This is a genomic window from Paracoccus sp. SCN 68-21 (assembly GCF_001724535.1).
GTDB lineage: Bacteria > Pseudomonadota > Alphaproteobacteria > Rhodobacterales > Rhodobacteraceae > Paracoccus > Paracoccus hibiscisoli.
The window spans coordinates 1-20,087 of sequence record NZ_MEES01000066.1; the positions used below are offsets into that span (position 1 = coordinate 1).

Consider the following 20,087-nt stretch of genomic DNA (forward strand, 5'->3'; position numbering starts at 1 on the left):
CCGGTGGGGATTGTGTCGGTCATGGCAAACCTCTTGGTGCTTCGGCGGCCCCGTTCTTGCCCGTCCCGACCCCGGATGGAAGGGCCGATGGCGCAACGCACGGCTTATCCACAAATTCTGGGGATGGTTTAGGGGATAGGCGGGGCTTTGCAAGCAAGATCAACCCTCTGCGCGGGTTTGCAAGGCCCCTAGCGTCATCGGCGGGCCCTGGCGCCTATTCCCCGCCGATCTCGGACACGATGGCCGCGCCGATGCGGGCGATGGCGCGGTTGCGCGTGGGCATGTCGGCCTTGTTCCCGGTCAGATAGACGGCGGCCAGCCAGGGCCCGCCCTGCGGAGGCCGGATCACCGCCACGATCGAGCGCGACCCGAACCCGCCCGCGCCGGTCTTGTCGCCGATGATCCAGCCCTGCGGCAGGCTGGCGCGCAGCAGGTCGTCGGCCACCTGATCGGCCCGCATCCACGCCTCCAGCTGATCGCGCGACGCCGCGCTCAGGATCGGCCCGAACAGCAGGCGGTCCAGCGTCGCCGTCATCGCCGCCGGAGTCGAGCCGTCGCGCGGATCGCCCGGCGCTGCCTCGTTCAGGGCCGTCTCGCGCCGGTCCAGACGGGTCGTGTCATCGCCGATGGCGCGCAGATAGGCGGTGAAGTCCTCGGGCCCGCCCAACCGGTCCAAAAGCAGGTTGGCGGCGGTATTGTCGCTCAGCGTGATGGTCGCCTCGCACAGCGCGCCCACGGTCATCGCATTGTGCGTCGACGTGACGGGCGAATAGTCCACCAGATCGGCGGAGGTATAGCCGATGGGCCGGTCCAGCTGATCGGCCCCGGCATCGACCAGCGTCAGGATCGCCCCGCAAAGCGGCGCCTTGAACGTGCTGGACAGGGGGAAACGCTCATCGGGGCGGTGGCCGGTGACCTGGGCGTCGCCCTGGCGGCGCAGCGCCACGCCGACGCGGCCCCCCAGCTCGGTCTCGATGGCGCGGGCGGCCTGGGCGATGGTCTCGGCCTGGGCCGGGGCGGACAGGCAGGCCAGCAGCAGGGCGGCGGCGATGGTGGTTCGGTTCATGCAGATCTCCGGTCTGTCCCGGCAGGGGACGGCGGCCCCCCGTGGCGGGGGGCATCGGTTCGTGTTATGGGAACGGCCTGCGCCTGACGCGCCGATGCCGCAGAACCCCTATAAAACATGGGCCGACATGCGCCCAAACGACAAATCCTGACCCGGCGCATAACATGGTGTGATGACATGGACCGCCCGAACCTTCCGCTGAACGGGCTGCGCGCCTTTGTGGTCGCCGCCCGGCAGGGCAGCTTTACCCGCGCCGCGATCGAGCTGCGCGTGACCCAGGCCGCCGTCAGCCAGCAGATCCAGCGGCTGGAGGATCTGCTGGGCCACCGCTTGTTCACCCGCGCCTCGACCGGGTTGATCCTGACCGATATCGGGGCCGCGCTGCACCCGGTGCTGACGCGCAACTTTGACCAGATGGGCGAGGTGCTGGACCGGTTCCAGGGCGGCCGCTATCGCGAGACCCTGAACCTGGGGGTGGTCACGACCTTTGCGACGGGCTGGCTGATCCCGCGGCTGGCGGCGTTCGAGGCGGGCCATCCGGACATCAGCCTGCGCCTGTTCACCCACAACAACCGCATCGATATCGCGCGGGAGGGGCTGCACATGGCGATCCGGTTCGGCGACCGCACCGCCTGGCCCTGGCTGGAGGCCCGGCCCCTGATCGCGGCCCCGCTGACGCCCCTGTGCGCGCCCGACCTGCTGGACCGGCTGCGACGGCCGCATGATCTGGCCGGGCTGCGGCTGCTGCGGTCGTATCGCGCCGACGAATGGGCGGCCTGGTTCGCCGCCGCCGGTGCCGATTGCCCGCCGCTGGAGGGGCCGGTGCTGGACAGCTCGGTCGCGATGGCCGATCTGGCGGCGGCGGGTCACGGCGCAGCACTGCTGCCCGCCGCGATGTTTGCCCGCCAGCTGCAGGCCGGGACACTGGCCCGCCCCTTCGACACCCAGATCGAGGCCGGCCGCTATTGGCTGACCTGGCCGCGCGGCAAGCCGCAGACGGTGGCGATGGCGCATCTGGACGCCTGGCTGCGCGAGACCATCGCGGGCGGATAGGTCGGTTCAGGGCGCGTTGCGCTGCGCGGGGTCGCGGCGAAAGGCGCCGGGCCGGGCCGGGGCGCGCCCGCATCGCGGCGGTCGCGCGCGGCCTGGCCCCACCATTCCAGCTGCTGAAAGCTGCGGTCCAGATAGCCCTGCCAGCGGACGGCATCGACACCGTCCAGATAGGCCCCATCCGCATCCCAGACATCCTGCGCATGAGGCACATGGATCATCGCCGATACCGGCAGGCATCCCAACTCTGACAGGAACCCCCGCATCGTCATTGCGGCCCGCGTGCCGCCCCATTGCCCCGCCGAATAGGTTGCGATGACCGACGGCTTGTAGGAAAACAGCGAGCTGCCGAAGTGGTTGAGCAGATCCGCCAGCGCCGGGCTGAGCGAGTGGTTGTATTCCGGGCTGACCATGACATAGCCGTCCGCCGCCTCGATCCGCGCGGCCAGATCGTCAGGCGCCTTGGGGGCGCGGCCCTTGGCATGGGCGAAATGGGGCGTGAAGGCCGCGTCGCGCGGATAGTCCAGCGGGTCGATCAGGCTGGCCTGCAGGCCCAACGCGGTCAACCGGGCTGTGCAGGCGCGGGCGACCCGTTCTCCCAGACGGGCGGGTCTGGGGGGCGTGCTGGTCCTGACGGACCCCAGAAAGACCAGAATATCCAGCATCGCCACTCCTGCGGTTTGGATGCGCCTTGCATCGCCTGTCGTATCTCTATACTTCCAGAGACATGGAAATGAAAGATGCCATAGCGGCCCTGTCGGCCTTGGCGCAGGATACCCGCCTGTCGGTGTTCCGCCTGCTGGTCGTGGCCGGACCGGACGGCATGCCCGCCGGAGAGATCGCGACCGCCATGGCCGCGCCCGCCAACACCATCTCGACGCACCTGTCGATCCTGGCGGCGGCGGGCCTGGTCCGGTCGCAGCGCGAGGGACGCAGCATCCGCTATTTCGCGCGAATGGAGGGGATGACGGCCCTGCTGACCTTCCTGCTGCGCGATTGCTGCCGGGGCAATCCTGACCTGTGCCTGCCGCTGACCGATCACCTGAGCCAGGTCCTGTGCGGCCCCAAGGATACGCCATGACCGACCCCACCACAGACCGGGCCGGGGGCCTGGGGCCGTTCGAACGCTGGCTGACGCTGTGGGTCGCGCTGGCCATGCTGGCGGGGCTGGTGGTGGGCAACATCGCCCCCGGCCTGGTCAATGCCGTGGCCGCGGCCGAGGTCGCATCCATCAACCTGGTGGTCGCGGTGCTGATCTGGGCGATGGTCTATCCGATGATGATCGCCGTCGATCTGGGCGCCGTCAGCGGCGTCTGGAAACAGCCGCGCGGACTGATCATCACGCTGGCGGTCAACTGGCTGATCAAGCCCTTCACCATGGCCTTTCTGGCCGTGCTGTTCTTTGACCATGTCTTTGCCCCCTGGATCGACCCGCAGGATGCCCAGCAATACATCGCCGGCCTGATCCTGCTGGGGGCCGCGCCCTGCACGGCGATGGTGTTCGTCTGGTCGCAGCTGACGCGCGGGGACGCGACCTATACGCTGGTGCAGGTGTCGGTGAACGACCTGATCATGGTCGTGGCCTTCACCCCCATCGTGGCGCTGCTGCTGGGCGTCACGGACATCACCGTGCCGTGGCAGACGCTGATCATCGCCACGGTGCTTTATGTCGCGCTGCCGCTGGCGGCGGGGCTGCTGACGCGGCGGATGCTGGGGTCGCAGGCGGCCATCGACGCCTTTGGCCGGCGGGTCAAGCCGTGGTCCGTGATGGGGCTGATCGCCACGGTGGCGATCCTGTTCGGGCTGCAGGGGCGGGTCATCCTGGACCGTCCGCTGATCATCGCGCTGATCGCCGTGCCGATCATCATCCAAAGCTATGGCATCTTTGCGCTGGCCTATGGCGCGGCCTATCTGATGAAGGTCCCGCACCGCGTCGCCGCCCCCTGCGCGCTGATCGGCACGTCCAATTTCTTCGAACTGGCCGTCGCGGTGGCGATCAGCCTGTTCGGCCTGAATTCCGGCGCGGCGCTGGCCACGGTCGTGGGCGTGCTGGTCGAGGTGCCGGTGATGCTGACCCTGGTGGCGCTGGCCAACCGCACCCGCGCCCGCTTTCCCGAAAGGCCCGTCTGATGTCCGCCCTGCGCCCCGACCTGCTGCCCCCCATCGACCCCGCAAGCCTGCGCCCGGCGCAGCCCTCGACCCACAGGCCGCGTATCCTGATCCTGTACGGATCGCTGCGCGCGCGCAGCTTTTCCCGCCTGACCGCCGAGGAGGCCGCCCGCATCCTGGAGGCCCTGGGCGCCGAGGCGCGCCTGTTCGATCCGCGCGACCTGCCCTTGCCCGACGCGACCGATGCCGACCACCCCAAGGTCGCGGAACTGCGCGATCTGGTCGGCTGGTGCGAGGGGATGGTCTGGTCCAGTCCCGAACGCCACGGCGCGATGACCGGGGTGATGAAATCGCAGATCGACTGGATCCCGCTGTCCCTGGGGGGCGTGCGCCCCACGCAGGGCGAGACCTTGGCCGTGATGCAGGTCTGCGGCGGCAGCCAAAGCTTCAACACCGTGAACCAGCTGCGCATCCTGGGGCGCTGGATGCGGCTGCTGACAATCCCCAACCAATCCTCGGTCGCCAAGGCCTGGGACGAATTCGGCGATGACGACCGCATGAAGCCCTCGCCCTATTACGACCGCATCGTCGACGTGATGGAGGAGCTGGTCCGCTTCACCCTGCTGACGCGCGACATCCGCGACACGCTGGTCGACCGCTACTCCGAACGGGTCGAGGATCACGCCGCCCTGTCCGCGCGCGTGAACCAGTCCAGCGCGGTCTGAGCGGCCCCTACAGCCGCTGTCCCTGCACCCAGGTGCCGCGCAGCGCGCCCGCGGTTCCCACGCGGTGGATGCGGATCAGGTCGGCGCGCGCGTCCTCGGCGATGCGGCCCCGGTCCTTGAGGCCCACGGCGGCGGCGGGGGCTGCGGTCACCGTGGCCAACCCGCGCGCCATGTCGCCCCACAGATCGCCCAGCATCAGCGCGCCCGACAACAGCGAGGCGGGCACGTAATCCGACGACAGGATGTCCAGCAGCTCCGCCCGCGCCAGTTCCAGCGCCGAGACATTGCCGCTGTGAGAGCCGCCGCGGATCAGGTTCGGCGCGCCCATCATCACCCCGATCGCATGATCGCGACAGGCCTGCGCCGCCTCGACCGTGGTCGGGAATTCGGCAAAGTGACAGCCATGGCCCGCGCTGACGGCGACCTGGGGCGCGGTGGTGTCGTCATGGCTGGCCAGCACGGCGCCATAGCGGCGGGCATGCGCCACGGCTGCGGCCTCATGCGCGTCGCCCACCCGCGCGCGCAGCGCCTGCTGTTCGACAACATGGGCCTGGAACTGATCCTCGGACAGGCCCTTCTTGCCGATGACATAGTCGCGCAGCTTGCTGACATCGCGGAACTGGCGTTCGCCGGGGGTGTGGTCCATCAGGCTGACAATGCCGATGCGGTCAGCGGGGCCGAACTTCTCCAGCTCCTGGGTCAGGGTCTGGGAACAGATCTCGGCGCGCAGATGCAGGAAATGGCTGATCCGCAGCGCGCCCTGCGCGCGCAGCTCCAGGATCTCGTCGGCGACGGCGCGGGCGTATTCGTCATATCCCGCGTTGTTGTCGGTCACCACAGACCCCACGCGCAGCGCGTCAAAGACCGTGGTGATGCCCACGCTGGCCAGTTCGGCGTCATGCGCGATGATCGCCGCCGCATGGGGCCAGTCCACGCCGGGGCGCGGCTCCATGTGGCGTTCCAGGTTGTCGGTGTGCAATTCGATCAGACCGGGCGACAGCAGATCGCCGCCGCAATCGATGGCGCCCGACGGCACAGACCGACCCTGTCCGATCGCCGCGATGCGGCCGTCGCGCAGGACCAGATGGCCGGCCACGACCTCGTCGGGCAGAACCAGCATGGCGTTGGCAAGGATCGTCTCGGTCATCGGAAAGTCCTGTCTTGAAGCGCGGGGTCAAAGCGGGTGATGTGCCATCCGGGTGTCACAGCGGTGTGACAGTTTCCGGTTAGGCGGGTGGCATGGATCAGTTCAGCAGATATGCCGTCTATTACGTGCCGCAAGCGGGACCGTTCGCGGATGCGATGGCCGCATGGCTGGGCTGGGACGCGGCGCAGGGCGCAGGCGTCGCGCAGCCCGACCTGACCGGCCTGCCGCGCCCGGCGGCGGCCCTGACCACCAACCCGCGCGCCTATGGATTTCACGGCACGATCCGCGCGCCGTTCCGGCCTGCCGTCCCGGAGGCCGCGCTGATCGCCGCGCTGGACGACCTGGCCGCGCGGCTGGCCCCGGTGCGCTGCGCCGGGCTGGAGATTCGCGACCTGCACGGGTTCCTGGCGCTGATCCCCACGGGCTGCGACGCGGCGCTGTCGGCGCTGGCCCGGGGGGTGGTGCGGGGCACCGATCCGCTGCGCGCGGCCCTGACACCCGATGACATCGCCCGCCGCCGCCCCGAGACGCTGACCCCGCGCCAGCGCGCGCTGCTGGATCGGTGGGGCTATCCCTTTGTCATGGAGGAGTTCCGGTTCCACCTGACCCTGACCGACCGCCTGCCCCCGGCCGAGGCCCGCACCGTCGCCGCCGTCCTGCAGGATCATCTGGCGCCGGTGCTGCCCGCGCCCTTCGTGATCGCCGATCTGTGCCTGATGGCCGAGGACGCGCAGGGCCGGTTCCACCTGCGTCACCGCGCGACCCTGTCGGGCTGAAGCGCGGCCAGCAGGCGCGCGATGCCCGTGTCGGGCGTGCCGTCGTTCACAACCGTGACATGCGCGATGCCCGCGGGCATGGCCCGGTCGGCCCGCGCCAGCCGGGCCGTGATGTCGGCCTGCGCCTCGCGGCCCCGCGCGGCCAGGCGCCGCGCCAGCAGGGCCGCGGGCGCAGTCACCAGCACCACCCGCAGCCCCGGCAGCTGCGCCACAGCCTGCGGCAGGGCCGCGCGGCTGCCGTTGAAGAGGACCGGCCCCGGACCAGCCAGCTGGTCGCGCGGGATGCCATAGGACAGCCCATGCGCCTGCCAATGCAGGGCGAACCGCCCCTGATCGCGCATCCGGGCAAAGCCTGCGGGCGTGACGCCGTCGAAATCCTCGGCCCCCGCATTCGAGGGTCGGGTGATCACCCGCCGCGCCAGCCGCAGGTCGGGCCGCGCCGCCAGCGCCCCCGCGATCAGCAGATCCTTGCCCGCACCGGACGGGCCGACGATGGCCGCGATCATGATGCCCGCGCCGGGGTGAAACCCGTGACGTCGACCAGCCGGTCGCAGACCGCGTCGCGCGCCTCCGCGTCATGAAAGATGCCCAGGATCGCCGCGCCGCGGGCCTTGGCCTCGTGGATCAGGGACAGGACGACGGCGCGGTTCTGCGCATCCAGGCTGGCCGTCGGCTCGTCCAGCAGCAGGACCGGAAACGGGTGGACAAAGCCGCGGGCGATGTTGACGCGCTGCTGCTCTCCGCCCGAAAAGGTGGTGGGCGACAGCGACCACAGCCGGCGCGGGATGTTTAGCCGCCACAGCAGGCATTCGGCCCGCGCCTGCGCCGCGTCCTGCGCCACGCCCAGGGCACGCAGCGGCTCGGCCACGACCTGCACGGTGGGCACGCGCGGCAGCACGCGCAGGAACTGGCTGACATAGCCAAGCGTGTCGCGGCGCAGGGCCATGACAGCGCGCGGTTCCGCCCCGGCCAGCTCGACCCCCGCGATGCGGATCGAGCCGCCGCCGGCGCGGTAATTGCCGTGGATCATCCGCATCAGCGTCGATTTTCCCGACCCCGACTGGCCCGTCAGGCCGACGCATTCGCCAGGGTCCACATGCAGGGCGGCCCCGGCCATGACCGGGATCACCGCGCCGCCCTGATTGTGCAGCACGAAGGATTTCGACAGGTTTTCGACAGCGATCATGGGTTCAGACCTGCAGGACAGAGGATACTAGAAGCTGCGTATAGGCGTGCTGCGGATCGTCCAGCACCTGATCGGTCAGGCCCTGTTCGACCACCCGGCCGCCGGTCATCACCATCAGCCGGTCGGCCAGCAGCCGCACCACCGCCAGATCATGGGTGACGATGATCACCGACAGGCCCATGTCGCGCACCAGCCCGCGCAAGAGGTCCAGCAGGCGCGCCTGAACGCTGACATCCAGACCCCCGGTCGGCTCGTCCATGAAGACCAGCCGCGGCCCGGTGACCAGGTTGCGGGCAATCTGCAGCCGCTGCTGCATGCCGCCCGAAAAGGCCGAGGGGCGGTCGTCGATGCGGTCGCCCGCGATCTCGACCCGGCGCAGCCAGTCCAGTGCCGCGGCGCGGATGTCGCCGTAATGGCGGTGCCCGGTGGCCATAAGGCGTTCGCCCACATTGGCGCCCGCGCTGACCCCCATGCGCAGCCCGTCGCGGGCGTGCTGGTGGACATGCGCCCATTCGGTGCGCGCCAGCCGACGGCGGTCGGATTCCGCCATCGCCAGCACGTCGCGCCCGTCATAGGTGACGGTGCCCGCATCGGGCCGCTGCTGGCCCGCCAGACAGGACAGCAGCGTGGATTTGCCCGACCCGCTTTCGCCGACGATGCCCAGCACCTCTCCGGGCCACAGATCGAAACTGACGCCGGTGCAGCCGATGCGCGGGCCATAGCGACGCTCCAGGTCGCGGACGGACAGCAGGGGCGTCATGCCGCCACCTCGGCCAGGCGGCCCGCATGGCCCGCATCACGGCGGGTGGTGCAATGGTCGGTATCCGAACAGACGAACATGCGGCTGCCCGCGTTATCGGTCACGACCTCGTCCAGATAGCTGTCCCGCGCGCCGCACAGATCGCAGGCGTGATCGGCCTTGCTGGCGACAAAGGGGTGGTCGTCGAAATCCAGGCTGACGACCTGCGTCCAGGGCGGCAGCGCATAGATGCGCTGTTCGCGCCCCGCCCCGAACAGCTGGATCGCCGGGTTGTCCGACAGCTTGGGGTTGTCGAATTTCGGGATGGGCGAGGGGTCCATGACATAGCGCCCCTCGACCCGGACCGGATAGGCATAGGAGGTCGCGATCTGGCCGTGCCGGGCGATATCCTCATACAGCTTGACATGCATCAGGCCGTATTCCTCCAGCGCGTGCATGCGGCGTGTCTCGGTCTCTCGGGGTTCCAGAAAGCGCAGGGGTTCGGGGATGGGCACCTGATAGATCAGGATCTGACCGTCGGTCAGCGGGGTTTCTGGAATGCGGTGGCGGGTCTGGATCACGGTGGCCTGCGTGGTCGCGGTGGTCACGGCCACACCGGCGGTGCGCTGAAAGAACGCGCGGATGCTGACCGCGTTGGTGGTGTCGTCGGCGCCCTGGTCGATGACCTTCAGCCGGTCGTCGGGGGTCAGACAGGCGGCGGTCAGTTGCACCCCGCCGGTGCCCCAACCGTAAGGCATGGGCATTTCCCGGCTGGCGAAGGGCACCTGATATCCCGGGATTGCCAGTGCCTTGAGGATCGCGCGGCGGATCATCCGTTTGGTCTGTTCGTCCAGATAGGCAAAGTTGTAATCGCTCATATCAGCCCCCGCCCGGTCAGATCACGCTCCAGCGCTGCGGGATCGGTGAAATGGTGCGCGGCCATCCCCGCCGCCCGCGCGCCCGCGACGTTGGCCGCGCTGTCGTCGATGAACAGGCAGTCCTGCGGCAGGACGCCGGCCCGGTCGCACAGACGTGCGAACAGGCGCGGGTCGGGCTTGGTGATGCCCTCCTGGCCCGAAACGATGGTGACGCCAAAGGCGTGGGCCAGGCGCGGATGGGTGGCCAGACCGATGGACCAGGTCTCGGCCGACCAGTTGGTGATGGCGTGGACCGGGTGCCCGCGCGCGCGCAGGCGGTCCAGCAGCGCCCAGCTGCCCTCGATGGGGTCGGCGATCGAGGCGGCGTGCCCGGTCAGATAGGACAGGAACAGCGCCCGGTCGTCCGGATCAGCGATCAGGCGCGCCAGATCGGCAAAGCTCTCTCCGCCATCCGCGCGCAGGTTCAGCGCGGCGAAATCGATGCGCGCCAGAAAGGCGTCCACCGAGGCGCGGTCGCCAAGCGTGGGCAGAAAGGCCTGATGCGCGTCCCACCGGACCAGCACGTTGCCGATGTCAAAGACGATGGTGGTCATGATGCGCCCTCGGCTGCTTCCTGCCTCAGGCGGCGGACCAGTTCCAGCTCGGCCTGGAAATCCACGTAATGGGGCAGCTTGATATGCTCTAGGAACCCGGTGGCCTGGATGTTGTCGCAATGCGACAGCACGAATTCGGCGTCCTGCGCGGGGGCGCCGCTGTCATCCTCGCCCAGCTCCCGCCAGCGCAGGGCGCGGTCGACCAGCGACATCGCGATGGCCTTGCGTTCGGACTGGCCCAGGACCAGGCCATAACCGCGGGTGAATTGCGCCGGTTCGGTGCGCGAGCCCTTGAACTGGTTCACGGTCTCGCATTCGCTCAGCTCGATCTCTCCGATCTGGATGGCAAAACCCAGCTCGGGGATCTCCATTTCGACCGGGACGCGGCCGATGCGCAATTCGCCGACAAAGGCGTGGGTGCGCCCGTATCCGCGCTGCGTCGAATAGGCCAGCGACAGCAGGAACCCCTCATCCCCGCGTGCCAGGGCCTGCAGGCGCAGGGCGCGGGACGCGGGCAACTCCAACGGTTCGCGCGTCAGGTCGGGGGCGGGGGTGTCGTCCGGGGCCACAGGCTCGATCAGCCCGTCGCGGTCCAGGATGGCGGTGACATGGGGCACCCGCGCCGGGCCGGGCGTGCCCAGGGGCGCGGGGTCCACGGCGGCAGCCTCCGCGAAATCCAGCAGGCGGTGGGTGTAATCGAAGGTCGGCCCCAGCACCTGCCCCCCCGGCAGGTCCTTGAACGTGGCCGAGACGCGCCGGTCCACCGCCATCGCACCCGTATCGACCGGCACCGACGACCCAAGGCGCGGCAGCGTGGTGCGATAGGCGCGGATCAGGAACACCGCCTCGATCAGGTCGCCCCGCGCCTGCCTTATCGCCAGCGCCGCCAGATCGGGGTCGTAGAGCGACCCTTCGGCCATGACCCGGTTCACGGCCAGCGCCATCTGTTCGCGGATCTGCGCCACCGACATCAGCGGTTCCCTGGGATCGCCGCGCCGTTCCTCGGCCAGCCAGGTATGGGCATTGGCGATGGCGCGTTCGCCCCCCTTGACGGCAACATACATCAGGCGTCCTCCACGACGGTGCTGCGCGGCAGGCAGGCGGTGCGGTCGCCGCAGGTCAGGATGAAATCCAGCCCCATCGGGAACAGCGCCCGGTTGGCGCGGAACGGCGCGATGTCGGGCAGCGACAGGCGGGCCTGATCGCGGATGCCGGGACCGGTCAGGCGGGCGCCCTGCGCCTCCAGCCGGTCCACCTCGACGATCAGCGTGGCCGAGCGGTCGGGGTAATCCGGCAGCCCGATCGCAAATCGGTCCAGCGGCAGCAGGTCGTCCCACCGCCCCAAGGCCAGCGCCGCGCGATCGGGGGCGACCAGCGGACAACCCGCGTGAAACGCCAGCCAGTCGCGCATGGCATCGTGACCCTGCGCCAGATGCAACGGCGTGGTCGGGTCGGCCAGCAGCAAGGCCACCGTCCCCGCCGCCCGGCCCAAGGGCGCGGGCGGCACCGCCAACGCCAGGTCATGGATCGTGCCGGGCCGGGCCATCGCCTGCATCAGCACGCGGAACCCTTGCGCAGATTGGATGGCGGGGTCGGCAAAGCCTCCGGTCAGGGCGGTCATGCGTCCTCTCCGCGTTGCAGGGTAAAGAACTCGACCCGGGTGGCTGCGGCCTTGGCGGCGCGTTCCGCGGCGGCGGCCTGCGCCTCGGCCTGCATGGCGCGCAGCTGGGGGGTCAGCGTGGCTGCGGCCCCGGTCTGCATCAGCGCGTCGATCACTGCCGCGCGGCGGGCATGGCTGCGGGATCGGCCCTGCACATGGCCATGCCCCACCGTCCCGCAGGACAGCGCGACCGAACAGCGCGTCACCGTCATCTCGGCGATGTTGAAAGGCGCGCCGGTGGCGCTGACCCGGCCCTGCACCATCACGGTGCCGGTTTCCGGCGCGCGCAGCAGGTCGTGGTCGGGCAGGTCGGGCAGCACGCGCGCCAGTCGACCAGGGGCCGAGCGCGCCATCAGCGACAGCCAGTCGCGGCGTTCATTGGGGGGCGGGGCTTTGGCGGGCATCTTGCGGCGCGGGTCCATGTTCTATACAACTAGACAAGTGATAGGACGAACCCGTCCCCGGCTCAACAGAAACTGCGTGAATTTTCCATGACACACCCGCCCGCCGCCCTGTGGCAGGACATCGCCGCTACCCTGCGATCCGAGATCGGCGGCGGCCATTACGCCCCCGGTGACCGCCTGCCGTCAGAGGCGCAGCTGGCTGCGCGCTTTGGCGTGAACCGCCATACGGTGCGGCACGCGCTGGCCGATCTGGCGCAGGCGGGGCTGGTTCAGGCGCGGCGTGGCGCGGGGGTGTTCGTGACCGCGCGACCGGCCGATTACGCCCTGGGGCGGCGGGTGCGGTTCACCCAGAACCTGGCGGCGCAGGGGCGCCTTGGCTCGCACCGCTTCACCCGGCTGGAGACCCGCCCCTGCGACGCGGTCGAGGCCCGGGGGCTGTCCCTGCCCCCCGGCGATCCGGTCCATGTGATCGAAGGGGTGTCGCTGGCCGACGGGCAGCCGATGGCCCTGTTCCGGTCCGTCCTGCCGGGCTGGCTGGCCGGGTTGCCGGACCATGCGGCGGAACATCAGTCGATCACCGCCGCCCTGGCCGCCTGCGGCATCGCCGATTACACGCGCGGCAGCACCCGCATCACCGCGGTTCTGGCAAGCCCGGTGCAGGCCGCCACCCTGCGCATCGCGGCGGGCGCGCCGCTCTTGCGGTCGGACGCGCTGAACCACGCCCCCGACGGTCGCCCGGTCGAGATGGGGCGCACCTGGTTCGCGGGCGACCGGGTGGCGCTGGTTCTGGCGGATTAGGCGCCCCGGATCAGCCCCCCCGGATAAGCTTGCGGCGCAGCCAGCCCGACAGGCTGTCCATGGCAATCACCATCACGATGACCAGCAGGATGTAATAGGCCACCTTTTCCCAATCCTGCGTCGTCTGGATCGCCTGCGTCAGCAACAGCCCGATGCCGCCGCCGGTGATCGCGCCGATGATCGTGGCGCTGCGGGTGTTGCTCTCCAGGAAATACAGCATCTGCGACAGCAGGACCGGCAGCACCTGCGGGATCACCCCGAAGCGATACCGCTGCACCGCATTGGCCCCGGTCGAGCGGATGCCCTCGATGGGCTTGTCGTCGACGTTCTCCAGCGCCTCCGAGAACAGCTTGCCAAAGCTGCCGGTGTCGGTCAGCAGGATCGCCAGCGCCCCGGTCAACGGGCCGGGACCAAAGGCGCGCGACAGGATGATGGTAAAGATCAGCGCATCCACGCCGCGCACGAAATCGAACACACGCCGCACGGGGAAGCGCAGCCAGCGCGACGGAGTAAAGTTCTGCGCCGCTAGAAAGGCCAGCGGCAACGCGACAAAGGCCGCGCCGAACGTGCCCAGGAACGCCATCAGCACCGTCTCGAAGATGGCCCAGGCCACGGCGCCGTGCTGCCAGATGTCGTTCGTCCAGAACTCGGACAGGGCCAGGGACAGGTTGCTGACACCCTCGACCAGGGGCGCGCCGCCGATGACGGTGCCCAGCACCTGCCCCGCCGTCATGCCCGAGAACGGGCTGGAGAGGTCAAAGAAGAACATCTCCCACCCCCAGAAATAGCGCAGCGTCTCGGTCCGCGACGCGGTGGCGGTCACGCGGCCCTGATCGGTGGTGATGGTCGCGCGCGTCGGCGAGGCATTGATGAAATCGGGCAGCGTGCCGCCCGGCACCTGCACCGAGACGCCGTCCGACGTGTCCAGCGTGACCGGCCCATAGCCCGGAATGTCATAGACCACCCGCGGCCCGTCATAGGTGACGACATGCCCCGCCCCCAGGTCGATCCGTGCGCCGTCGCCCTGCGCCTGCACCCAGTCCGGGATCTGGCTTTCGGAAAAGACGGCGCGGTTCGACCCTTCGACGCTGACCTGCAGCGTTTCGCGGCGGTTGTCGCGGGTGACGTGGACCTTGTGGCTGACCGCATCGGCCAGCAAGATGGCGGCATTGTCCAGCCGCGCGCGCTGCGCCAGCCCGCCCAGATCAAAGGCCACCGCGACATAGGCCAGATAGACCAGGATCAGCGCAGGCACGGCCAGCGCGATGCGCCGCTTGCGGGTCATCAGGCGGATGGTGCTGTCGCGCAGATCGTCCGCAGGCATGGGAATGGCGGTCACAGGGGCGCTCCGTGCGTCAGGCGGTTGCGGGCCAGGCCCGAGATCTGGTCGACGACCACGATGGCGGCGAACAGCATCAGAAAGATCGCCGCAGCCTGGTCGAACTTGCCCTGTCCGAAGGTCATGGCGTTGCGCAATTCGTATCCGATGCCGCCCGCGCCGACGAAACCCAGGATCGCGGAGGCGCGGATGTTCACCTCCAGCCGCAGCAGGGCATAGGATAGATAGTTCGGCGCCACCTGCGGGATCACGCCCAGCCAGATGCGCTGCGACCAGGTGGCGCCCACGGAGGCCAGCCCGTCCAGGGGCTTCAGGTCGACATTCTCGTTCACTTCCGAGAACAGCTTGCCCATCGCGCCGGCGGTGTGGATGGCGATGGCGATGACCGCGGGCACCGGCCCGCCGCCCAGAATGAAGATCAGCACCAGGGCGATCACGATCTCGGGCACCGCACGGAACACGTCCGAGATGCGCCGCATCAGCGGCACCAGGCGCGGCCAGCGCGCCAGCCCCCGCGTGGCCCCCATCGCCAGCGCCGTGCCCGCCATGCAGCCCAGCAAGGTGGCGACCACGGCGATGTTCAGCGTCTCGACCACGGCGGGCAGGGCGCGGACCATGTGACCCGGCAGGTTGGCGAATTTTGCCACCGCCTCGGACACGACATCGGCGGGGAAATCGCCCACGCTGGACAGGCCGACCCAGAAACCGCCCGCATTGCGCGCATCGGCCACGCGAAAGCCGGACACCATCATCGCCACGAAGATCACGACCAGCAGGCCGCCATAGATCCGCTTGCGCCGCGTCTGCGCCAGATAGTCGTCGCGGATGTCGATCAGTGCCATCGCGGCCCCCCGGAAAATGCAAAGGCCGGACCCGCGCGGGGTCCGGCCATGGTTGGGAAAGGATCAGTTCATCTCGGCGCGGCGGATGTCGATGATGGTCTGATATTCCTCATGGGTGACGGGGGTGAAGCCCGCGGTCTCTCCGGCGGCGACGCCATAGGCGCAGGTCGGGTCAGAGTCGTGCAGGCCCGCGACCAGGTCGATCATCGTCTGCTTGACGTCATCGGGCAGGGCCTGACGCAGCACCACCGGACCCTCGGGGATGGGCGAGGATTTCCAGATCTCGACGATGTCGTTCATGTCGACGATGCCGCTGTCGGCGGCCTTGCGCAGCGCGCCCGAATTATAGCCGTCCTCCCACGCGCCCTGACCGTCCGCCCAGGTCACGCCCGCGTCGTAATCGCCGTTCACGACCGCGATGATCGACTGTTCATGGCCGCCCGAGAACCCGATGCGGCTGAGATATTCGCCCTCGGTCATCGAATAGCCCTCGGCGGGCAGCTCCACGTTCGGGATCAGGAACCCCGAGGTCGAGTTGGGGTCGGCAAAGGCAAAGCTCTTGCCCTCCATGTCGTCCAGCGAGGTGATGCCGCTGTCGGCGCGGGCAAAGCCGATCGAGTGATAGGTATAGCTGCCGTCCAGGTTGGTCTTGACCAGAACCGGCTCGATCTTGTCCTCATCGGCCACATAGACGGCGGCATAGGCAGACGCGCCCAGCCAGGCCATGTCCAGCGCGTCGCCCAGCAGGCCCTGGATCACGCCGTTGTAATCGGCGGGGGTGAACAGGCGGACGGGCACGCCCAGGGCCTCTTCGGCATAGGCGCGCAGGCATTCGTTCGACGCCATGCGGTCCTGGGCGTTCTCTCCGCCCAGCAGGCCGATGCGGAATTCGGTGATCTCCTGCGCATGCAGGGGGGTGGCCAGCGCGGCGGTGGTGGCCAGCAGGGTCATCAGTCGGGTCATGGATCTTCTCCGATGGGGTGGGTCAGGCCAGCATGCGGGCGGCGTATTCGGCATCCGCGCTGGTGTCGGTGGGAATGGCGGTCGAGGTCGCGCTTTCGTTGAAATCCGCGTCGGCGCCATAGATGTCGCGGGCCACGCCCGTGGTCAGCTGGGCGGGCACGCCGTCGAACACCACGCGCCCGTCGCGCATGCCGATCACCCGGTCGCAATAGCGCCGCGCGGTGTCCAGCGTGTGCAGGTTGGCGATGACCATGCGGCCATCCTCGACATTGATGCGTTTCAGCGTGTCCATCACGATCTGGGCGTTCATCGGGTCCAGGCTGGCGATGGGCTCATCCGCCAGGATGATGCGCGGGTCCTGCATCAGGGCCCGGGCGATGGCCACGCGCTGCTGCTGGCCGCCCGACAGGGCCTCGGCGCGTTTGGGGGCCTGTTCGGCGATGCCCAAGCGGTCCAGGATCTCCAGCGCGCGGATGATGTCGGCACGGGGCCACAGGTTCAGCACCGTCTGCCAGGTCACGCGGCGGTTCAGGATGCCGTGCAGCACGTTCGACACCACGTCCATGCGCGGCACCAGGTTGAACTGCTGAAAGATCATCGCGCATTGGCTTTGCCAGGCGCGCATCTCGGCGCCGCGCAGGGCCAGGATGTCGCGTCCGTCGACCAGGATCTGGCCGCCGCTGGCCGGGGTCAGCCCGTTCATCATCCGCAGAAAGGTCGACTTCCCGGCGCCGGACCGGCCGATGATGCCGACGAAGGCCGGGCCGTCCACGGTCATGCTGACATGATCAACGGCGGCCTTTTGGCCAAACAGCTTGGTGGCAGAGCGAACGTCCAGCATGGGGCCTCTCGGGTTGCTGAGGCCCCGGTTAACGATCTTGCGTGACGGTCCCCTGTCCCGCCGGTGACATGTCCGTGACAACGCCCGGCATGCGGGGCGCCTATCGCTCCGCCGGTCCGAACCCCTGCCGCTCCAGATAGGACGAGACGACCAGATGCGGAATCGTCAGCGCCGCCAGCAGCTGGAACGCCTGCGCGGTCACGTCGGGGGTGATCGCGCCGCCCGTGACGCGCGTGGCCGCCAGCCAGAGCGCCGCCGCCGCGACCGGCAGGGCGACCGCCGTCGCGGCCCGCCAGCGCCAGGGCAGGTCGCCCAGCCTCAGCTGCGCGCTGGCCAGGTGGCGCGGCGAATGCAGGCAGACGAAATACAGCGCAAACCCGATCACCGGCGGAAACAGCAGCAGCGCCCCCAGGGCCCCGGCCATGGCCAGCGCGGTCATGCGGCCCCCCTGCTGCCAGACGATCAGGCAGCAGACCGCGGTGACCACCAGCACCACCGGCGCGATCAGGAACAGCCCGGTCGCGACCGCCGCACCGCCCTGCCCCGCCGTCATGTCGGAAAAGATCGCCGCCACCTGATCCGGATGGGCCAGCGCGGGCGCCGCCGCCACCGAGGCGCCGCAGATCAGGCGCAGCAGCGGGTCGTCGATCCCCTCCCAGTCCTCACCGAAGTGATAGGCGGCGGCGATCAGGAAGAACACCAGCGTGGCCCCCGGCCACAGCCGCCAGGCGAGGACCATGGCGACCACGATGGCGATATAGATGGCGGTCGCGGCCACCAGCCGCGCCCGCCTGCCCCGCGACACCCGCCCCAGAAGGCTGATGTCATAGGCCCCATGCGGCAGCCCCCCTCCCAGCACGATGGCCGTGGCGGCCAGCGTGCCCAGCTGCCCATCCAGGTCCAGGCCCAGGGCCCTGGCCGCCATCAGCAACGGGATGGCGGCCCAGAAGACCGTCAGGGCGGCCCCTCCGGGATGGGCGCCGGGCAGATCGATGCGCGATGCGCCTGTCCCGGACGGGCGGGTCATGCCTTGGCGGTCTTTTGGGCTTGGTCCATCTCGATCCCCGATTTGCGGACCGCGATGATGTAGATCAGGATGCCCAGGCCGACCTTGGCCACCAGGTCTGCGACGGTATAGCCGATCTGGATGACGGTGTTGGCCGTCGGACCCTCCAGCCCGACAAAGGGCGCCATGTAGACGATGGGGTAAAAGCCCCAGGACGCAAAGGTCAGCAGCCGCGCCTGCTTGATCAGCGACCGCACCTGCGGCGGCTGCGTTTCGATGGCGCGACCCAGGCCGCTGAACAGCTCATAGACGATATAGGCGAAGGGGATCGTGGACAGGAAACCCCACAGCGCGCGGGTGCCGTTGCTCTCCGCGATCTCGCCGGGATAGCCCAGGATGACCATCAGCGCGGCGGCGACGCCCAGCCTGGTGGCCTTGCTGATCGTCTCGTCACACGACAGGCGCATGACCAGCACCAGCTCGATCAGCAGCAGCGGCACCGTCAGCAGCCAGTCGACATAGCGATAGGCGTCGTTGAAGGCGTATCCGGCGGCCGAGACGGTGCCGTTCTCGAACAGGAAGGCGGCCTCCCAGCTCTGGAAGATGCGAAAATAGTGATAGGCCGCGATGGCCGTCACCAACCCCGAGATGACCAGGGCGGTGCGATAGGCGGGGGCGACTTCGGACCGCCCGAACCACAGAAAGATCGTGGCCGCGGCCATGGCCGCGAATGTGAACGAGATCGAGTTGTAGACCAGCAGGTACTGAAAGGCGCTCATGGCCTCGGGTACCGATTCGACAGCGACAGCTTCCATCACGTTGTTCCTCCGATTGGGGCAGGCGGGCGCGGCGCGATGGCGACGGGCCCGACCGTGCGGCCCTCAGTTGCTGCCGATCAGGGCCGTGAAACAAATGATAACTTGCCGAAGGCTGACTGCGCGCGCATGCCGCATCCTGGGGCTGAACGCGCGGGTGAAACCGGCCCTGCGCAGGGCCGCGTGCCGCATGCGGCACGGCGCGCGCGATGTGTGATTTCACGGCATTCACACCGGTTCGTGACCCGAATCAGGCGGGCGGCAAGGCGGGCCGCGCTGTGACGATGCGTAGCATCACGAACCGCGCGCAGCTGCGACACAGCCCCTGTCGCGGTCCCTGTGGCATAGTGTCCATTGCGCCCCTGCAGGTACGGCGCGGGCCGTTCCGACACCGCCGGGATTGGGCATCGACGGTAGCGGGGCCCCGCCCCTAGCCCGGCGTGACGCCGTTCTCCAGCCGGGCAAAGGCCGACATCACGACCCGTTCCGACCGGTCCAGATAATCGGCCAGACGCGCCGCGGCCGCCGCCGTGTCCCCCGCCACCAGCAACTCCAGGATCGCACCGTTTTCCTGCAGGAACGGCGCGTGCAGCTGTTCGGGGCTGTCCAGCAGGCCAAAGGCCAGGCGCAGCTCTGCCATCGCCTGCGCAAAGAACGCCGTCAGGCGCGGGCTGTCGGTCAGCGCGACGATAGCCGCGTGAAAGCCCATATTGGCGCTGCCCACGCCGCGCCAGTCGCCCGCCTCGCGCGCCGCCCGGGCCTGGGCCACGCATTCGGCCATGCGCAGGGCCGCTGCGTGGCGGGGCCAGGCCTGGGCCAGGGCCTGAACCTCGATCAGGCGGCGCACACGATAGATGTCCAGCACCCCCGCCATCGACGGCACCGCCACCGACACGCCGCGATTGGGCGCGTGGGTCAGCAGCCCCTCGCGCGTCAGCAGGCGGAACACCTCGCGCAGCGTGTTGCGCGACACCGACAGATCGGCCGCCAGGCGCGTCTCGGACAGGCGCTGGCCGGGGCGCAGATGCCCCGCGATCACCTGCGTGCGCAGGCGGGCGGCGGTCTCTTCGGCCAGGCCGGCGGGATTCGGATCGGTCATGGGTCGTCCTGTGATGCAGGGTCGATCATGGCGGCAGGGCAGAGGCAGGGC

Annotated in this window: 24 protein-coding genes; 6 read left to right on the plus strand and 18 right to left on the minus strand. The window is 69.3% G+C overall.

The genetic code is table 11. From position 1 onward, the window contains the following. Positions 1 to 214: 214 nt before the first annotated feature. On the minus strand, positions 215 to 1,066 hold the full coding sequence (bla, locus tag ABS73_RS14430) for a class A beta-lactamase (RefSeq protein ID WP_277021755.1): 852 nt from the start codon (positions 1,064 to 1,066) through the stop codon (positions 215 to 217). A gap of 177 nt (positions 1,067 to 1,243) precedes the next feature. Here bla and ABS73_RS14435 point away from each other — a divergent pair, with 177 nt between their 5' ends. Further along, positions 1,244 to 2,119, plus strand: coding sequence for a LysR family transcriptional regulator (locus ABS73_RS14435; RefSeq protein ID WP_277021759.1), 876 nt, complete (start codon positions 1,244 to 1,246; stop codon positions 2,117 to 2,119). Here ABS73_RS14435 and ABS73_RS14440 read toward each other — a convergent pair. Beyond that, positions 2,029 to 2,781, minus strand: coding sequence for an NADPH-dependent FMN reductase (locus tag ABS73_RS14440; RefSeq protein ID WP_277021762.1), 753 nt, complete (start codon positions 2,779 to 2,781; stop codon positions 2,029 to 2,031). The genes ABS73_RS14435 and ABS73_RS14440 overlap by 91 nt on opposite strands. 62 nt (positions 2,782 to 2,843) lie before the next feature. Between ABS73_RS14440 and ABS73_RS14445 the strand changes: the two genes are divergently transcribed. Genes ABS73_RS14445 through arsH form a run of 3 tightly spaced genes read left to right on the plus strand, consistent with a single transcriptional unit; the run spans position 2,844 to position 4,950 of the window. Then, positions 2,844 to 3,197 carry an ArsR/SmtB family transcription factor gene (locus tag ABS73_RS14445; protein WP_277021765.1) on the plus strand — a complete coding sequence of 118 codons (354 nt, stop codon included), beginning with the start codon at positions 2,844 to 2,846 and terminating at the stop codon, positions 3,195 to 3,197. Beyond that, positions 3,194 to 4,246 (plus strand): ACR3 family arsenite efflux transporter, encoded by a 1,053-nt coding sequence (gene arsB / locus ABS73_RS14450; RefSeq protein ID WP_277021769.1) that lies wholly within the window; start codon positions 3,194 to 3,196, stop codon positions 4,244 to 4,246. The genes ABS73_RS14445 and arsB overlap by 4 nt, the downstream gene beginning before the upstream one ends. Further along, entirely contained in the window at positions 4,246 to 4,950 is a 705-nt protein-coding gene (arsH, locus tag ABS73_RS14455; RefSeq protein ID WP_277021772.1) for an arsenical resistance protein ArsH, read from the plus strand. Before arsB ends, arsH begins: the two co-directional genes overlap by 1 nt. Positions 4,951 to 4,957: 7 nt before the next feature. Here arsH and ABS73_RS14460 read toward each other — a convergent pair whose 3' ends face one another. After that, entirely contained in the window at positions 4,958 to 6,097 is a 1,140-nt protein-coding gene (locus ABS73_RS14460) for an alpha-D-ribose 1-methylphosphonate 5-triphosphate diphosphatase (RefSeq protein WP_277021775.1), read from the minus strand. A 92-nt stretch (positions 6,098 to 6,189) separates the two neighbouring features. Here ABS73_RS14460 and ABS73_RS14465 point away from each other — a divergent pair, with 92 nt between their 5' ends. Then, positions 6,190 to 6,873 (plus strand): DUF1045 domain-containing protein, encoded by a 684-nt coding sequence (locus tag ABS73_RS14465; RefSeq protein ID WP_277021777.1) that lies wholly within the window; start codon positions 6,190 to 6,192, stop codon positions 6,871 to 6,873. On the opposite strand, the gene phnN is transcribed toward ABS73_RS14465, so the two are convergent. The 8 genes from phnN to phnG are packed head-to-tail and all read right to left on the minus strand — an operon-like array spanning position 6,849 to position 12,351. Further along, positions 6,849 to 7,379 (minus strand): phosphonate metabolism protein/1,5-bisphosphokinase (PRPP-forming) PhnN, encoded by a 531-nt coding sequence (gene phnN, locus ABS73_RS14470; protein WP_277021780.1) that lies wholly within the window; start codon positions 7,377 to 7,379, stop codon positions 6,849 to 6,851. The genes ABS73_RS14465 and phnN overlap by 25 nt on opposite strands. Then, positions 7,376 to 8,059 (minus strand): phosphonate C-P lyase system protein PhnL, encoded by a 684-nt coding sequence (gene phnL / locus ABS73_RS14475; RefSeq protein ID WP_277021783.1) that lies wholly within the window; start codon positions 8,057 to 8,059, stop codon positions 7,376 to 7,378. The genes phnN and phnL overlap by 4 nt, the downstream gene beginning before the upstream one ends. 4 nt (positions 8,060 to 8,063) lie before the next feature. Then, positions 8,064 to 8,819 (minus strand): phosphonate C-P lyase system protein PhnK, encoded by a 756-nt coding sequence (gene phnK, locus ABS73_RS14480; RefSeq protein ID WP_277021785.1) that lies wholly within the window; start codon positions 8,817 to 8,819, stop codon positions 8,064 to 8,066. Continuing rightward, positions 8,816 to 9,676, minus strand: a complete 861-nt coding sequence (locus ABS73_RS14485; protein ID WP_277021787.1) for an alpha-D-ribose 1-methylphosphonate 5-phosphate C-P-lyase PhnJ — start codon at positions 9,674 to 9,676, stop codon at positions 8,816 to 8,818. The genes phnK and ABS73_RS14485 overlap by 4 nt, the downstream gene beginning before the upstream one ends. Continuing rightward, on the minus strand, positions 9,673 to 10,269 hold the full coding sequence (locus ABS73_RS14490) for an HAD-IA family hydrolase (protein WP_277021790.1): 597 nt from the start codon (positions 10,267 to 10,269) through the stop codon (positions 9,673 to 9,675). Before ABS73_RS14490 ends, ABS73_RS14485 begins: the two co-directional genes overlap by 4 nt. Next, positions 10,266 to 11,333 carry a carbon-phosphorus lyase complex subunit gene (locus ABS73_RS14495; protein ID WP_277021793.1) on the minus strand — a complete coding sequence of 356 codons (1,068 nt, stop codon included), beginning with the start codon at positions 11,331 to 11,333 and terminating at the stop codon, positions 10,266 to 10,268. The genes ABS73_RS14490 and ABS73_RS14495 overlap by 4 nt, the downstream gene beginning before the upstream one ends. Then, positions 11,333 to 11,890 carry a phosphonate C-P lyase system protein PhnH gene (gene phnH, locus ABS73_RS14500; RefSeq protein WP_277021796.1) on the minus strand — a complete coding sequence of 186 codons (558 nt, stop codon included), beginning with the start codon at positions 11,888 to 11,890 and terminating at the stop codon, positions 11,333 to 11,335. Before phnH ends, ABS73_RS14495 begins: the two co-directional genes overlap by 1 nt. Continuing rightward, positions 11,887 to 12,351: a phosphonate C-P lyase system protein PhnG gene (phnG, locus tag ABS73_RS14505; protein ID WP_286693533.1), complete on the minus strand. Its 465-nt coding sequence runs from the start codon at positions 12,349 to 12,351 to the stop codon at positions 11,887 to 11,889. Before phnG ends, phnH begins: the two co-directional genes overlap by 4 nt. Before the next feature lie 69 nt (positions 12,352 to 12,420). Between phnG and phnF the strand changes: the two genes are divergently transcribed. Then, complete coding sequence (phnF, locus tag ABS73_RS14510; RefSeq protein WP_277021801.1) at positions 12,421 to 13,131, plus strand: phosphonate metabolism transcriptional regulator PhnF; 711 nt, start codon at positions 12,421 to 12,423, stop codon at positions 13,129 to 13,131. A gap of 10 nt (positions 13,132 to 13,141) precedes the next feature. Here the strand turns inward: phnF and phnE (ABS73_RS14515) are convergent, their stop codons facing one another. The 7 genes from phnE (ABS73_RS14515) to ABS73_RS14545 all read right to left on the minus strand — a co-directional run bounded on the left by phnE (ABS73_RS14515) (position 13,142) and on the right by ABS73_RS14545 (position 20,036). Continuing rightward, positions 13,142 to 14,455, minus strand: coding sequence for a phosphonate ABC transporter, permease protein PhnE (gene phnE / locus ABS73_RS14515; protein WP_277021803.1), 1,314 nt, complete (start codon positions 14,453 to 14,455; stop codon positions 13,142 to 13,144). An 11-nt stretch (positions 14,456 to 14,466) separates the two neighbouring features. Beyond that, on the minus strand, positions 14,467 to 15,312 hold the full coding sequence (gene phnE, locus ABS73_RS14520) for a phosphonate ABC transporter, permease protein PhnE (RefSeq protein ID WP_277021806.1): 846 nt from the start codon (positions 15,310 to 15,312) through the stop codon (positions 14,467 to 14,469). 63 nt (positions 15,313 to 15,375) lie between these two features. Continuing rightward, the gene (gene phnD / locus ABS73_RS14525) at positions 15,376 to 16,275 is read right to left on the minus strand and encodes a phosphonate ABC transporter substrate-binding protein (protein WP_277021809.1); all 900 of its coding nucleotides are present in this window, start codon (positions 16,273 to 16,275) and stop codon (positions 15,376 to 15,378) included. 22 nt (positions 16,276 to 16,297) lie between these two features. Next, positions 16,298 to 17,116 (minus strand): phosphonate ABC transporter ATP-binding protein, encoded by an 819-nt coding sequence (gene phnC / locus ABS73_RS14530; protein ID WP_277021812.1) that lies wholly within the window; start codon positions 17,114 to 17,116, stop codon positions 16,298 to 16,300. A 100-nt stretch (positions 17,117 to 17,216) separates the two neighbouring features. Next, positions 17,217 to 18,143 carry a Brp/Blh family beta-carotene 15,15'-dioxygenase gene (locus tag ABS73_RS14535; protein WP_277021814.1) on the minus strand — a complete coding sequence of 309 codons (927 nt, stop codon included), beginning with the start codon at positions 18,141 to 18,143 and terminating at the stop codon, positions 17,217 to 17,219. Next, positions 18,140 to 18,937, minus strand: coding sequence for a bacteriorhodopsin-like (locus ABS73_RS14540; protein ID WP_277021817.1), 798 nt, complete (start codon positions 18,935 to 18,937; stop codon positions 18,140 to 18,142). Before ABS73_RS14540 ends, ABS73_RS14535 begins: the two co-directional genes overlap by 4 nt. A gap of 430 nt (positions 18,938 to 19,367) precedes the next feature. Continuing rightward, positions 19,368 to 20,036, minus strand: coding sequence for a GntR family transcriptional regulator (locus ABS73_RS14545; protein ID WP_277021820.1), 669 nt, complete (start codon positions 20,034 to 20,036; stop codon positions 19,368 to 19,370). Between the last annotated feature and the right edge of the window lie 51 nt (positions 20,037 to 20,087).

Bases quoted from the DNA above. Each gene is read 5' to 3' on its own strand.
- phnD (WP_277021809.1), bottom strand. From the start codon at position 16,275: ATGACCCGACTGATGACCCTGCTGGCCACCACCGCCGCGCTGGCCACC.
- ABS73_RS14460 (WP_277021775.1), bottom strand. From the start codon at position 6,097: ATGACCGAGACGATCCTTGCCAACGCCATGCTGGTTCTGCCCGACGAG.
- bla (WP_277021755.1), bottom strand. From the start codon at position 1,066: ATGAACCGAACCACCATCGCCGCCGCCCTGCTGCTGGCCTGCCTGTCC.
- phnF (WP_277021801.1), top strand. From the start codon at position 12,421: ATGACACACCCGCCCGCCGCCCTGTGGCAGGACATCGCCGCTACCCTG.
- ABS73_RS14540 (WP_277021817.1), bottom strand. From the start codon at position 18,937: ATGGAAGCTGTCGCTGTCGAATCGGTACCCGAGGCCATGAGCGCCTTT.
- phnE (WP_277021803.1), bottom strand. From the start codon at position 14,455: ATGCCTGCGGACGATCTGCGCGACAGCACCATCCGCCTGATGACCCGC.
- ABS73_RS14435 (WP_277021759.1), top strand. From the start codon at position 1,244: ATGGACCGCCCGAACCTTCCGCTGAACGGGCTGCGCGCCTTTGTGGTC.
- phnE (WP_277021806.1), bottom strand. From the start codon at position 15,312: ATGGCACTGATCGACATCCGCGACGACTATCTGGCGCAGACGCGGCGC.
- ABS73_RS14495 (WP_277021793.1), bottom strand. From the start codon at position 11,333: ATGTATGTTGCCGTCAAGGGGGGCGAACGCGCCATCGCCAATGCCCAT.
- ABS73_RS14440 (WP_277021762.1), bottom strand. From the start codon at position 2,781: ATGCTGGATATTCTGGTCTTTCTGGGGTCCGTCAGGACCAGCACGCCC.
- ABS73_RS14490 (WP_277021790.1), bottom strand. From the start codon at position 10,269: ATGACCACCATCGTCTTTGACATCGGCAACGTGCTGGTCCGGTGGGAC.
- phnK (WP_277021785.1), bottom strand. From the start codon at position 8,819: ATGACGCCCCTGCTGTCCGTCCGCGACCTGGAGCGTCGCTATGGCCCG.
- arsH (WP_277021772.1), top strand. From the start codon at position 4,246: ATGTCCGCCCTGCGCCCCGACCTGCTGCCCCCCATCGACCCCGCAAGC.
- ABS73_RS14545 (WP_277021820.1), bottom strand. From the start codon at position 20,036: ATGACCGATCCGAATCCCGCCGGCCTGGCCGAAGAGACCGCCGCCCGC.
- ABS73_RS14485 (WP_277021787.1), bottom strand. From the start codon at position 9,676: ATGAGCGATTACAACTTTGCCTATCTGGACGAACAGACCAAACGGATG.
- ABS73_RS14445 (WP_277021765.1), top strand. From the start codon at position 2,844: ATGGAAATGAAAGATGCCATAGCGGCCCTGTCGGCCTTGGCGCAGGAT.
- ABS73_RS14535 (WP_277021814.1), bottom strand. From the start codon at position 18,143: ATGACCCGCCCGTCCGGGACAGGCGCATCGCGCATCGATCTGCCCGGC.
- phnG (WP_286693533.1), bottom strand. From the start codon at position 12,351: ATGGACCCGCGCCGCAAGATGCCCGCCAAAGCCCCGCCCCCCAATGAA.
- arsB (WP_277021769.1), top strand. From the start codon at position 3,194: ATGACCGACCCCACCACAGACCGGGCCGGGGGCCTGGGGCCGTTCGAA.
- phnC (WP_277021812.1), bottom strand. From the start codon at position 17,116: ATGCTGGACGTTCGCTCTGCCACCAAGCTGTTTGGCCAAAAGGCCGCC.
- phnL (WP_277021783.1), bottom strand. From the start codon at position 8,059: ATGATCGCTGTCGAAAACCTGTCGAAATCCTTCGTGCTGCACAATCAG.
- ABS73_RS14465 (WP_277021777.1), top strand. From the start codon at position 6,190: ATGGATCAGTTCAGCAGATATGCCGTCTATTACGTGCCGCAAGCGGGA.
- phnN (WP_277021780.1), bottom strand. From the start codon at position 7,379: ATGATCGCGGCCATCGTCGGCCCGTCCGGTGCGGGCAAGGATCTGCTG.
- phnH (WP_277021796.1), bottom strand. From the start codon at position 11,890: ATGACCGCCCTGACCGGAGGCTTTGCCGACCCCGCCATCCAATCTGCG.